Below are 12,780 nucleotides of genomic sequence, written 5' to 3'. Positions count from 1 at the left end.
GGGGCGAGCCGGCCGGTCCCTCGGTGGCCGAGTCGGTGGGCGCACGACCCGATGCTGCGGACGTTCGAGGAGCAGGTGCGGCACCGCCCGGACGAGCCGTTGTCGCCGCTGGTCGAGCACGACCTGACCGACGGGCTCGATGCGCCGGCCGGGACGCTTATGAGGCTGGGGCCGGGGCCGCGGGCGCCCTTCTGCGCCGTCGTCCTGGACGTCGCGCGGATGGCTGACGGCGGAACGGTGGTGTGCGGGCTCGCCGGCCCCGGGGGCGTGCTCGCCGGGTACCGCGACGCCGACGGCGCGGTCGTGCTGGAGGTCGAGGGACCCGACGGGCCGGTCGTGGTCGGGACGGCGCCGGTGACGCTGGCCGCCCCCTTCCGGCTGGCCTGCGTGGTCAACGAGAACCGGGTGACCGTGCTGGTGGCCGCCGACGACGGCTGGCGTCCCGTGCTCAGCCTGCGCGACGAGATCGTCCGCACGACCGACCTCCGGGACCCGCAGGTGCTGGGCGCGCTGGAGTACGCCGCAGGGGTCCGCGGCCCGGAGGGGACGGTGCTGGCCCGGCTGGCCGCCGGTTACTCCGGGGCCGTGGGGCTCCGGGATCCCCAGGTGGTCCGGCGCCCCGACGGCCGCCCGGTCGTACGCGACGGGCAGCTCTACCTCACCGCCACCAACGCGGGACTGGGCTTCTTCGAGCACGCGCACTGGGGGGTGTGGACCCTCGACCTCGCCGACCCCTCCCGGCTGACCCAGGTGGGCGCGGTGTTCTCCGAGCGGGACGGTCTGCTCCTCGGTGACCACGCCGGCGCCATCGTGTGGGAGGAGGAGTCCGACCGGTACCTGGTGTTCGTCTCCTCGTGGGGCGACCACACACCCGAGCGTGGCGTCCACGTCCGGCATGCAACCGTCACCGGCACCGACCTGCTCCGGGGGGTGCACGTGCTCCGCACCGAACGGTTGGCCCTGCCCACCGAGGTCAGCGCCTGGGATCCCTCGCTGGCCCGTGTGGGTGACCGCTGGTACCTGGCCTTCACCGAGTGCCCGTCGTTCGGGCCCCCGCGCTACGTCTTCCGCCCGGCGCTGGCCACCACGACCGCCGCCGAGCCCGTCACGGGCCTGGAGCGGGTCGGGTCCGACGACGCACTCGAGCAGGCGGAGGGCACGATCCTGCAGCGGCTCGGGCGCTCCTGGTACGTGCTGGCCAGCGACCGGGATGCCGCGGCGTACCCGGTGTACGACCTCGGCCTCCGGCGGATCGGGGCGTTGCGGGCGCCCTACGGCTCGAACATCCCCCACCCCATGGTGGTCCCGGTGGGCGACCACTCCGGGCCGTGGTGGATGGTCACCTTCGACGGCACCTCCTGGCACGAGCCGGTGCTGGGGTACGGCACCCACGGGGACCTCGTGGTGCACATCGCGCACCCGCCGTCGGCTCGGACGTCGCTGGCGGCGGCGGCCCGGGCCGCCGCCCGGCGGCTGCCCGATCCCCTCCGCGATCGCCTCGGCGTCGCCCTCGCCGCGGGCCGCGGAGCGGCGCAGCGGGTCCGCACGCGCCGCTGATCGCGGTCCGCCGCGCCCGGGCCGGGCCCCGGTGCCGACCGGCCGGGTGCGTCGGCAGGGACCTCCGGGGTCGGTGGGATTAGGGGCGCGTGCCACGCTGTTGTCGCCAACGACTACCGGCCCGTGGGGCCGTGTCCGCGACGTGAAGGAGCAAGCGTGTCCCTGCCACCGCTGGTGGAGCCGGCCGCCGACCTGTCGATCGACGAGGTCCGCCGCTACAGCCGCCACCTGATCATCCCCGACGTCGGCATGGACGGTCAGAAGCGCCTGAAGAACGCCAAGGTTCTGGCCGTGGGTGCCGGGGGTCTGGGCTCGCCGGTGCTGATGTACCTGGCCGCGGCCGGAGTCGGCACGCTCGGCATCGTCGAGTTCGACACCGTCGACGAGTCCAACCTGCAGCGTCAGATCATCCACGGGCAGTCCGACGTCGGGCGGTCGAAGGCCGAGAGCGCGCGGGACTCCATCAAGGAGATCAACCCGCTGATCGACGTCCGGCTGCACGAGACGCGGCTGGACAGCGACAACGTCCTCGACATCTTCGGCCAGTACGACCTGATCGTCGACGGCACCGACAACTTCGCCACGCGCTACCTGGTCAACGACGCGTGCGTGCTGCTGAACAAGCCCTACGTGTGGGGCTCGATCTACCGGTTCGACGGCCAGGTCTCCGTCTTCTGGAACGAGCACGGCCCCAACTACCGCGACCTCTACCCCGTGCCGCCGCCGCCCGGCATGGTCCCCAGCTGCGCCGAGGGTGGCGTGCTCGGCGTGCTGTGCGCGACCATCGGCGCGATCCAGGCGACCGAGGCGGTCAAGCTCATCACCGGCATCGGCGAGACGCTGCTCGGCCGGCTCATGGTCTACGACGCCCTGGAGATGACCTTCCGCGAGATCAAGGTCCGCAAGGACCCCGAGGGCGAGCCGATCACGGAGCTCATCGACTACGAGGCGTTCTGCGGCGTCGTCTCCGAGGAGGCCCAGGAGGCGGCCGCGGGTTCGACGATCACCGTCGACGAGCTCAAGGACATGATGGACGCCGGCAAGGAGTTCGAGCTGATCGACGTCCGGGAGCCCAACGAGTACGAGATCGTCTCGATCCCCGGCGCCACGCTGATCCCCAAGGACGAGATCCTCTCCGGCCGTGCCCTGGCGCAGCTGCCGCAGGACAAGCCGATCGTGCTGCACTGCAAGACCGGCGTGCGCTCGGCCGAGGCGCTCGCCGCGGTCAAGAACGCCGGCTTCAAGGACGCCGTGCACGTCCAGGGCGGCGTGACGGCGTGGGCCACCCGCATCGACAAGGCGCTGCCCACCTACTGAGAGGACCCTGTCCCTCCCCGCGACACGCTTCGCGCGCCGCGGGGCCCTGGGACGAGGCCGCCCTCGCCCCCGACCCTCGCTCCGCTCGGGCCGGGACCCTGCGAGGGGGCCGTTCCAGGCCCTCACCACGGGGCCGTTCCAGCAGCTCACCGGGGCCCGGTCCGCTTCCCACCAGGGGAGGCGGGCCGGGCCCTCGGCATGTTGGACTGGCGCCATGGCCGACTTCTCGCCCGTGGAGCTCCTCGAGCTCTTCCAACGCGCCCAGAACCAGTTCACCGACCGGGTCGACGCCGTGGCGCCGGACCAGTGGGAGGGCGAGTCGCTGCCCGGGTGGACGGTCGCCGACCTGGTGGCGCACCTGGTGAACGAGGCGCTGTGGGTGCCCCCGCTGCTCGCCGGTGAGCCCTACGACGTGATCGAGGGCCGGTTCCCCGACGACACCACCGACCTCCTGGGCGACGATCCGCTGCTGGGCTGGGAGTCCGCGGCCGACGGCGCGCTGTCGGCGTTCGCCGAGGACGAGGGCCTCGTCCGCACCGTGCACCTGTCGCGGGGCCCGACGCCGACCACCGAGTACATCTTCGAGATGACCACCGATCTGACCGTGCACGCCTGGGACCTCGCCCGGGCCACGGGCGGCGACACCGAGCTGGACGGCGAGCTGGTGACCGCCGCGCTGGTCTACGCCGAACGTCTCCCCGAGGACGGGGTGCCCGGGCTGTTCGACCCGCCGCTGGACGTCTCCCCGGCGGCGCCGCCGCAGACCAGGCTGCTGGCCCGCTTCGGGCGAAAGGACTTCTGACCCACCGCCCGGCGTACCACGATGGGCGCGTGACCGATGCCGCGCTCGACGTCGACGAGGCCGTCTTCGACGAGGTGGAGCGGATCCCGCCCGGGCGGGTGAGCACCTACGGCGCCATCGGCCGGCTGGTGGGCGTCGGGCCGCGCAGGGTGGCGCGGGCGCTGAGCTCCGGCGGGGGCGCAGTGCCTTGGTACCGCGTGGTGCGCGCCGACGGCTCGGCCGCCGAGCCGGTGCGCGCCCGCCAGCTGGAGCTGCTGGCCGGCGAGGGGGTTCCGGTGCGCAACGGGAAGGTGGACCTGGCGGCCGTCGGCTGGCCCGACCGGGGTGCCGGCGGTGTCCTCCCTCGGGATGATCGCGGACCGGTGCCGGATCGCCCTCCGGGGCGATGCGCGCCGACCGGGCCGCACGGTGAGCTGACCCGGTGACGTCCCCGGCCCGGCAGCAGCCCCTTCCGCCCGCTCCGGCGCGGTCCCGACCCGTGCGGTCCCGCGGCGCCCGCATCCGGCGGGCCTGCGTCCGCCTGGTGGCCGGCGTGCTCGTCCTGCTCTGCGCGGCGTTCGCCGTCGGCTGGGCGGTGACCCCCGACGTGGTCGACGCCCAGGAGCGGGTGGCCGAACGGCTGGCGGAGCACGGCGGCACTCCGACGACCGGGGAGGTGCCACCGCGCATCGCCGACGCGCTGCTGGCCACCGAGGACAGCCGGTTCGGCTCGCACCCCGGGATCGACTGGCGCGGCGCGCTGCGGGCGCCGCTCGGGCTGGTCGTCGGGCGCGACCTGGGCGGCTCGACCCTGCAGCACCAGCTGGCCCGGGTGCTCTACGAGGACGGCGCCACGGACACGCCGGCCAGGGCGCGATCGCTGGTGCTGGCCGTCAAGCTCGACCAGACCTGGACCGACGACCAGATCCTCCGCATGTACCTGGACGCCGTGTACTTCGGCCACGGGTTCTACGGGGTGCAGGCGGCGGCCGAGGGCTACTTCGAGCTGGCCCCCGACGAGCTCGACTGGGCGCAGGCCACCGTGCTCGTCGGGCTGGTGCAGGGTCCCAGCGCCTACGACCCCTTCGTGTACCCCGAGCGCGCGGCCGCCCGGCAGGCCCACGTGCTCGACCGGCTGGTGGCCGTGGGAACCCTCTCCCGGTCGGAGGCCGACCGGATCGCCGCCGAACCGTGGAACCTCACCGGCGGATGACTCCAGTTCCGGTCCCCGGCTGCCGACGACATGGACATGAACACCATGGCGTGCAGGGCAGTGGCCCAGGCCGGACTGGTCGCCGGAACCGCGTCGCTGGACCGGGAGCAGGCATTCCCGCTGCTCCTGGTGGCCGGCTGGCTGACCACCGCGGCCGACCTGATGCTCGAGCAGTCGTTGCTGGACTCCCTGGCCTGACCCACCCGCTCCATCCACCCCGCCCGTCCCCGGATCGTCGTACCCCCGTGCTTCCATCGAGAAGTGGCACAGCGCGGGGGTGAGGGCGGTCCGGTCTACCGGTTGCTGCCGGGGGAGCCGCCGCGCTCCACCGCGCCGCTGCTCGATCCCACCCAGCAGGCCGTCGTCGACCACCCGGGCGGGCCGCTGCTGGTGCTCGCCGGCCCCGGCACGGGCAAGACGACGACGATCGTCGAGGCCGTCGCGACGCGCATCGACGCCGGCGTCGACCCCGAGCAGATCCTCGTCCTGACCTTCAGCCGCAAGGCCGCCGCCGAGCTGCGCACCCGGATCACCTCCCGGGTCGCCCGCACCATCCGCGAGCCGCTGGCGCGCACCTTCCACTCCTACGCCTACGGCGTGCTCCGGCGCGCCGCCGTGCTGCGGGGGGATCCGCCGCCCCGGCTGCTCACCTCCGCCGAGCAGGACGCCGTCGTCGCCGAGCTGCTGCGGGGTGACGCCGAGGGTGAGGGCACCGTCCGGTGGCCCGACGACCTCGCGCCCGCGCTGGGCACCGAGGGCTTCCGGGCGGAGTTGCGGGAGCTGCTGCTGCGGGCGACCGAGCGGGGGGTCGACGCCGAGCGCCTGGCCGCCTGGGGCCGGGAGACCGGCCGCGAGCACTGGGTGCACGCGGCCGCGTTCCAGCAGCAGTACGAGAACGTCAGCGACTTCTGGGTGGCGTCCCGGGGTGACGCCTCCGGCTACGACCCCGCGGAGCTGGTCCGGCAGGCGATCCTCGAGCTGACCGGTGACCCCGAGCTGCTCCGCCAGGAGCGCGAGCGCGCCCGCTGGCTGTTCGTCGACGAGTACCAGGACACCGACCCGGCGCAGGTCGAGCTGCTGGAGCTGCTCGCCGGGGGCGGGGGGAACCTGGTCGCCGTCGGTGACCCCGACCAGTCCATCTACGCGTTCCGCGGTGCCGAGCCGCGGGGCATCGTGGAGTTCACCGAGCGCTTCCGGCACACCGGCGGGCGCGCCGCGTCGCGGGTGTCGCTGGGCGTCTGCCGCCGCTCGGGCGAGGAGCTGCTGCGGATCAGCCGCCAGGTGGCCGAGGGGCTGCCCGGTCCCTGGGAGCACCGCCGGCTGGCCGCGGGGGAGGGAATCCCGCCGGGCGAGGCGGAGGTGCACGTGTTCGGCTCGGCCGCGGTCGAGGCCGCCTACGTCTCCGACGTGCTGCGCCGCGCGCACCTGCTCGACGGCGTCCCGTGGTCGGAGATGGCCGTCGTCGTGCGCACCGCGGCGGTGCTCGGGCCGTTCCGGCGCGCCCTGGCCTCGGCCGGGGTGCCGGTCGCCGTCTCCACCGACGAGCTCCCACTGGCCGCCCAGCCCGCCGTCGCCCCGTTCCTGCGGGTGCTGTCGGCGCTGCTGCCCGGCCCGGACGGCGCGCCCGCCGGCCTGGACGAACCGGGCGCCGAGGCGCTGCTCTCCTCCGCCCTGGGCGGGGCCACCGTGCTCGACCTGCGGCGGCTCCGCCGCGCCGTCCGCACGGCGCTGGCGAAGCAGGGGATCGACGCCGCGGAGCGCGGCGCCCCGCTCGCCGCCGCGCTAACCGACGCGGCGCTGCTGGAGGCGCTGCCCGAGCACGTCGCCCGCCCGGCGAGCCGGGTGGCGGCCGTGCTGGACGCCGGCCGGTTCGCGCTCGCCCAGGACGGCACCGCGGAGGACGTGCTGTGGGCCATGTGGCAGCGCAGCGGCCTGGCCACGCGCTGGGCCCGGGCGAGCGCCGCCGGCGGCCCGTCGGGCGCGGTGGCCGACCGCGACCTCGATGCGGTCGTGGCCCTGTTCGACGCCGCCGCCGGCTTCGTCGACCGGCTGCCGTCGGCCGACGTGCGGGCGTTCGTCGAGCACCTCTCCGCCCAGGAGCTGCCGGGCGACACCGGCGCCGCCCGGGCGGTCGCCGGCGAGACGGTCCGGCTGCTCACCGCCCACGCCGCCAAGGGCCTGGAGTGGGACCTGGTCTGCGTCTCGGGGGTGCAGGAGGGACTGTGGCCGGACCTGCGGGAGCGCGCGTCGCTGCTGGGCGCCGAGCTGCTGGTGGAGATGGCGGCCGGCATCGACGGCGCCTCGACCGACCGGCGCGCCCTGGCCCTGGCCGAGGAGCGGCGGCTGTTCTATGTCGCCTGCACCCGGGCCCGGCGACGGCTGGTGGTGACCGCCGTCGAGGGCGCCCTCGACGGGGCCGACGTCGGTGCGTCGGCGTCCCGGTTCCTCGACCTGGTGTCCCCGCCGCCGCCCGACGGGCGTCCGCTCACCGAGCTGCCCCGGGCGCTCACCCTGCCCGCGCTCGTCGCCGAGCTGCGCCGGGCGGTCACCGACCCGCACACCCCGCCGGCCCGGCGCTCCGCCGCGGCGGCGCTGCTGCGCCGGCTCGCCGACGAGGGCGTGCCCGGTGCGGCACCAGCCCGCTGGTGGGGGCTCGCACCGCTCTCGGACGACGCGCCGCTCGTCGACGAGGAGCTGCCGGTGCGGGTGCGCCCGTCGGCGATCGAGACCTTCCAGCGCTGCCCCCTGCGGTGGGTGCTCGGCGCGGTCGGCGCCGAGGCCTCGCCCGACGCCACCCGCACCGTGGGCTCGGCCGTCCACGCCGTGGCCCAGCAGGTGGCCGAGGGGCTGCCCGCGCCCGACGCGCGCACCGTGCTCGACGCCGAGCTCGACCAGCTCGACCTCGGGCCCGGCTGGGCCGACCAGCGGCAGCGGGTGCACGCCCACGACATGCTCGACCGCTTCCTGCGCTGGCACGCCGCCAACCCGCGGGAGCTGGTCGGCGCGGAGGTCGACTTCGACGTGGTCGTGGGGCGGGCCCGCATCCGCGGCCAGGTCGACCGGCTCGAGCGCGACGCCGAGGGGCGGCTCGTGGTCGTCGACCTGAAGACCGGGAAGAGCGCGGCGAAGAACACCGAGGAGCACGGACAGCTCGCGGCCTACCAGGTGGCGGTCGCGGCCGGGGCCTTCGAGGGGCACGGCACCGTCCCCGGCGGCGCCGCCCTGCTCCAGGTCGGCACCGGCGCCAAGGCCAAGGAACAGCACCAGGAGCCGCTGCCCGCCGACGTGCCCCTCGAGGGCACGTGGGCCGGGGAGCTCGTCGCGGAGGTGGGCGCCGGTATGGGAGGGGCGACCTTCGAGGTGCGCACCGGTTCGCACTGCTCGCGCTGCCCGGCGCGGCGCAGCTGCCCGCTGCAGGAGCCCGGCCGGCAGGTGACCGGGTGACCCCGAGGCATGAGCGGCCCCGTCCAGAGGCTCGCCGCGAGCCTGCGAGCGGGGAGGAGGACGGGGTCCTTCAACTGTCCTTCGAGGACCTGCTGGCGGAGGTCCCCGCAGCGGAACCCGCGCCCCGCCGGCTGCTCACGCCCGCGGAGGTGGCGGCGCGCTGCGGGCTGTCCTACGCCCCGTCCGACGAGCAGGCCGGCGTCGTCTCCGCGCCCGCGGACCGGCCGCTGGTGGTCGTCGCCGGGGCCGGGTCGGGCAAGACCGAGACGATGGCCGCGCGGGTCTCCTACCTGGTGGCCAACCGGATCGTCGAGCCCGAGGCGATCCTCGGCCTCACCTTCACCCGCAAGGCCGCCAGCGAACTCAACGAGCGCATCCGGCTGCGCCTGGGTGCGCTGGCCCGCCACCCGGAGACCGAGGACGACCTGCGCGAACGGCTGGCGATCGCGCAGCCCACGGTCTCGACCTACCACGGTTACGCCGCCGCGCTGGTCGCCGAGCACGGCCTGCGGATCGGGGTGGAGCCCGGCGCCGGGGTGCTCGGCCCGGCGATGTGCTGGGGGCAGGCGGCCACCGTCGTCGCGGCCTGGACCGGCGACATGGCCGACGTCCCGCTCACCCTGCTCACCACCGTCGAGGACGTGCTGGCGCTGGCCGCGGAGATGGGCGAGCACGACGTGACCCCCGCGGCCCTGCGCACCTGGACGGCGCGGCTGGAGGCGCAGATCGCCGGCTACGCGGACGCCCCGAGGAAGAAGGGGCCCTACGCCGCGGTCGCCGAGATGCTCGCCCGGCAGAAGGCCCGCGTGGCGCTGCTGCCGCTGGTCGAGGCGTTCGAGGCGCGCAAGCGTGCCCTGGGCTCCATCGACTACGCCGACCAGGTGGCCCACGCCGCGCGCATCGCCGTCGCCGCGCCCGAGGTCGGCCGGCGCGAGCGCGCCCGCTGGAAGGTGGTGCTCCTCGACGAGTACCAGGACACCAGCGTCGGGCAGCTGCGCATGCTGGAGGCGCTCTTCGGCGGGGCGAGCGGCCACCCGGTGCTCGCCGTCGGTGATCCCCGGCAGTCCATCTACGGGTGGCGCGGGGCCTCGGCCGGCACCATCGAGCGCTTCGCCCGCACCTTCCCCGGGCGTCCGGGCCGCGCCGCGCAGCGGTTGACGCTGGCCACCAGCTGGCGCAACGACGAGGCGGTGCTGGCGGTGGCCAACGCCGTCTCGGCGATGCTGCCCGAGCCAGCGCAGCCGCTGCCCGACCTCGCCCCGGCGCCCACCGCCGGCCGCGGCTCGGTCACCGTCGGGCTGTACGAGACCGTCGCCGAGGAGACCGCGGCCCTGGCCGACCGGCTGGCCGCCTGCTGGGACGGCGCGGACCCCGCCGTCCCGGCGAAGGACGGGCAGCACCGCCCGCCGTCGATGGCCGTGCTGGTGCGCACCCGCAAGCAGCTGCCCGGCATCGCGGCGGCCCTGCGCGAGCGCGGACTGCCGGTCGAGGTCGTGGGGCTGGGCGGCCTGCTGGAGGTGCCGGAGGTATCCGACGTCGTCGCCACCCTCACCGTGCTGGTCGACCCGACGGCGGGTGACGCGATGGGCCGGCTGCTCACCGGTGCCCGCTGGCGGATCGGCCCCCGCGACCTCGCCGCCCTCGAGGCCCGCGCCCGCGCGCTCGTGCACGCGCGCCGGCCGGCCCGCCCGGCCGAGGGCGCGGAGGCCGGGGCGGTCGAGGTGCCGCAGGAGCGCGGCAGCATCGTCGAGGCGCTCGACGACCTCGGCGACGCCGCGCAGTACTCGCCCGCGGGCTACCGGCGGCTGCGCCGGCTGGGTGCCGAGCTCGCCCACCTGCGCGGCCGGATCGGGGAGTCGCTGCCCGACCTGGTCGACGAGGTGGCCCGCACCCTGGGCCTGGAGACCGAGCTGGCCAGCGCGCCGGGGATCAGCCCCGCCGGGGCCCGCGCCCACCTGGATGCGCTGCACGGTGTCGCGGCGGAGTTCACCGAGCTGGCCGAGCTGCCCTCGCTGCCGGCGTTCCTGGGCTACCTGCGCGACGCGGAGGAGCGGGAACGCGGCCTGGAGCCCGGGGAGGTGGCGGTCAACCCGGAGGCGGTGCAGCTGCTCACCGGGCACTCGGCCAAGGGGCTGGAGTGGGACGTCGTCGCCGTGCCCGGCATGACCGCCGACCAGTTCCCGGCGCGCACCAACGCCAGCGACTCCTGGATCAAGGACCCGGGCGCGGTCCCGGTCGACCTCCGGCTCACCGACCGGGAGGAGCTGCCCCGGCTGCGCCTGCCGGTGCCCGGCTCCGGTGACCAGGCGGTGGTCCGGGACGCCCTGGAGGAGTACGTCCAGGACTGGAAGGACTTCGGCCGGGACGAGGAGATCCGGCTCGGCTACGTCGCCGTCACCCGGGCGAAGCGGCTGCTGCTGTGCTCGGGCAGCTGGTGGCGTGACGGCGTGAAGCCGTGCGGGCCGTCGTCCCTGCTGCACACCGCCAGGGAGGCGTGCGAGGCCGGCGCCGGCACCGTCGTCCACTGGGCCCCGGCGCCCGAGGACGGCGCGACCAACCCCGCGTTGGAGGAGTGGCCGGTCGGTGTCTGGCCGGCCGACCCGCTCTCCGAGCCGCGCCGGCGGGCGCTCACCGCCGCCGCGCAGCTGGTCGAGGGCGCCGCGCCGCACCCGCTGGAACCCGAGCGGTCGCTCGGCGGGGAGGACGAGCTCGTCGGGCAGTGGGTGCGCGACGCCGACCTGCTGCTGCGCGAGCGGGCGCGGCAGGAGAGCCCGACCGTCGACGTCCCGCTGCCCTCCCACCTGTCGGTGTCGGCGCTGGTCACCCTCCGCCGCAACCCGGCCGAGCTGGCCCGCCGGCTGCGCCGCCCGATGCCGGCGGCGCCCGCTCCTCAGGCCCGCCGCGGCACCGCCTTCCACGCCTGGCTGGAGGAGCGGTTCGGCGCCGCGCGGCTGGTCGACCTCGACGAGCTGCCCGGCTCCGGCGACGAGCTCGCCGCGCCCGACGACGCCCTGGACGAGCTGCGCGAGGCCTTCCTCGCCAGCGAGTGGGCCGATCGCCAGCCCGTCGAGGTGGAGGTGCCGTTCGAGACGCCGTTGGGGCCGATCACGCTGCGGGGCCGGATCGACGCGGTGTTCCAGCGCGAGGACGGCGGCTACGAGGTCATCGACTGGAAGACCGGTCCACCGCCCTCGGGCGGCGAGCTGGCCGCCGCCGGTGTCCAGCTGGCCGCCTACCGGCTGGGCTGGTCGCGGCTGACCGGGGTGCCGGTCGAACGGGTGAGCGCCGGCTTCCACCACGTGGCCGCCAAGGAGACGATCCGGCCTGTCGACCTGCTCGACGAGTCCGGGCTGCTCGCGCTGATCACCGGAACGGGCTGACCCGTCCTTCCTCTCGGCAGGAGAACCCGTCAGCCCTGCGGCGTGGTGGGCGGGGCCGGGGGTGGCGTCGCCGGGGGCGGGGCCACCGCGGGCGCTCGCCGCCGCGCTCGGCGGACCGGCACGAGGACCGCACCGGCCACCAGCGCGGCGACGGCCACCCACGGCAGGACGACCCCGAGGACGACGGCGACCGAACCGGCGGTCGACGCCAGGGCCCGCCACCCGGTGCCCAGCCCGCCGAGGAAGCCGTCGGGCCCACCGGGCGGCGCCACGCCGAACGGCTCCAGGTGCACGCGCAGCGTCGACAGCTCCACCCGGTCGGCCAGCAGCGCGCGCCGCGACAGCAGCGACTCCAGCTGCTCCTGCCGGTCGGAGAGGGCCTTCTCGGCGGCCAGTAGGGCCTCGGTGTCGGCCGCCCCCTCCATCAGCGTCTGCAGCCGCGCCACGGAGGTTTGCAGCGCCGCGATCCGCGCGTCCAGGTCGACCACCGTCGTCGTGACGTCGGAGTGGGACACCGACACGTTCGCGACGTCGCCGAGGTCCTCGAGCTCGGCCAGCACACCGGTGAGCTCGGACGCCGGCAGCCGCACCACGAGCTCGGCGACGGCCCCTCGAGTGCCGTCCCCCGACGCCGTCTGCTCGGTGCGCTCCTCGATCCGCCCGCCGACGGACTCGACCAGCTCGCTCACCTGCTGGGCGCCCTCGGCCGGGTCCTCGACCGCCACGGAGGCGCTGGCAGTGGTCACCACCTGCCGGTCGCCATCGGTCTCGAGCGGGTCGTCCGGCGCACTTCCGAGATCCCCCGCGATCGCGGGCACGGGAGCGACCGCGCCCCCGCCGGCACCGCCGTCCGCGCTACCGGACTCCGCGCCCGGCGAGCCCGTGCAGCCGGCCAGCAGCGCCAGTGCCAGGGCCGCGGCTGCCGCGCCGAGGAAGCGCCGCACGGGCCGGACCGCAGGCCGCTGGGCCGCCACCGACCGGCGTCGATGCCCGATCGCGACGCGGACGGTTGTCACGAGCCCCGCGCGGATCCGTCGTCCGGCCATGGCGGTGCGATCCTTCCCCTCGGGTGTCTTCCCGGGGGATGA

Annotated in this window: 9 protein-coding genes; 8 read left to right on the top strand and 1 reads right to left on the bottom strand. The window is 75.9% G+C overall.

Annotated features, from left to right (window positions below; genetic code table 11):
• The first annotated feature begins 51 nt into the window (after positions 1-51).
• The 8 genes from ACI79Q_RS13120 (at position 52) to ACI79Q_RS13085 (ending at position 11,692) form a co-directional block, all read left to right on the top strand.
• The gene (locus ACI79Q_RS13120) at positions 52-1,557 is read left to right on the top strand and encodes a hypothetical protein (RefSeq protein WP_456614821.1); all 1,506 of its coding nucleotides are present in this window, start codon (positions 52-54) and stop codon (positions 1,555-1,557) included.
• A 156-nt stretch (positions 1,558-1,713) separates the two neighbouring features.
• Positions 1,714-2,874, top strand: coding sequence for an adenylyltransferase/sulfurtransferase MoeZ (moeZ, locus tag ACI79Q_RS13115; RefSeq protein ID WP_456589898.1), 1,161 nt, complete (start codon positions 1,714-1,716; stop codon positions 2,872-2,874).
• A 214-nt stretch (positions 2,875-3,088) separates the two neighbouring features.
• Complete coding sequence (locus ACI79Q_RS13110; protein WP_456614820.1) at positions 3,089-3,676, top strand: TIGR03086 family metal-binding protein; 588 nt, start codon at positions 3,089-3,091, stop codon at positions 3,674-3,676.
• Between the two features lie 29 nt (positions 3,677-3,705).
• Positions 3,706-4,101 (top strand): MGMT family protein, encoded by a 396-nt coding sequence (locus ACI79Q_RS13105; RefSeq protein ID WP_456589896.1) that lies wholly within the window; start codon positions 3,706-3,708, stop codon positions 4,099-4,101.
• Between the two features lie 53 nt (positions 4,102-4,154).
• Positions 4,155-4,868 carry a transglycosylase domain-containing protein gene (locus ACI79Q_RS13100; protein WP_456614819.1) on the top strand — a complete coding sequence of 238 codons (714 nt, stop codon included), beginning with the start codon at positions 4,155-4,157 and terminating at the stop codon, positions 4,866-4,868.
• Between the two features lie 36 nt (positions 4,869-4,904).
• The gene (locus ACI79Q_RS13095) at positions 4,905-5,066 is read left to right on the top strand and encodes a hypothetical protein (RefSeq protein WP_456589894.1); all 162 of its coding nucleotides are present in this window, start codon (positions 4,905-4,907) and stop codon (positions 5,064-5,066) included.
• A 63-nt stretch (positions 5,067-5,129) separates the two neighbouring features.
• Positions 5,130-8,312, top strand: a complete 3,183-nt coding sequence (locus ACI79Q_RS13090) for an ATP-dependent helicase (protein ID WP_456614818.1) — start codon at positions 5,130-5,132, stop codon at positions 8,310-8,312.
• Positions 8,309-11,692 (top strand): ATP-dependent helicase, encoded by a 3,384-nt coding sequence (locus tag ACI79Q_RS13085; protein WP_456614817.1) that lies wholly within the window; start codon positions 8,309-8,311, stop codon positions 11,690-11,692. Before ACI79Q_RS13090 ends, ACI79Q_RS13085 begins: the two co-directional genes overlap by 4 nt.
• A 29-nt stretch (positions 11,693-11,721) precedes the next feature.
• Here the strand turns inward: ACI79Q_RS13085 and ACI79Q_RS13080 are convergent, their stop codons facing one another.
• On the bottom strand, positions 11,722-12,636 hold the full coding sequence (locus ACI79Q_RS13080) for a DUF4349 domain-containing protein (protein WP_456614816.1): 915 nt from the start codon (positions 12,634-12,636) through the stop codon (positions 11,722-11,724).
• Positions 12,637-12,780: the final 144 nt, after the last annotated feature.

The sequence above is a fragment of the Blastococcus sp. SYSU DS0828 genome (assembly GCF_054050975.1).
Note: the sequence above shows the minus strand (reverse complement) of the source record. Positions and strands in the feature narration are given on the sequence as shown.

What these genes read in the sequence shown, in the direction of transcription:
- ACI79Q_RS13120 (WP_456614821.1), top strand. Translation starts at nt 52, where the DNA reads ATGCTGCGGACGTTCGAGGAGCAGGTGCGGCACCGCCCGGACGAGCCG.
- ACI79Q_RS13095 (WP_456589894.1), top strand. Translation starts at nt 4,905, where the DNA reads ATGAACACCATGGCGTGCAGGGCAGTGGCCCAGGCCGGACTGGTCGCC.
- ACI79Q_RS13110 (WP_456614820.1), top strand. Translation starts at nt 3,089, where the DNA reads ATGGCCGACTTCTCGCCCGTGGAGCTCCTCGAGCTCTTCCAACGCGCC.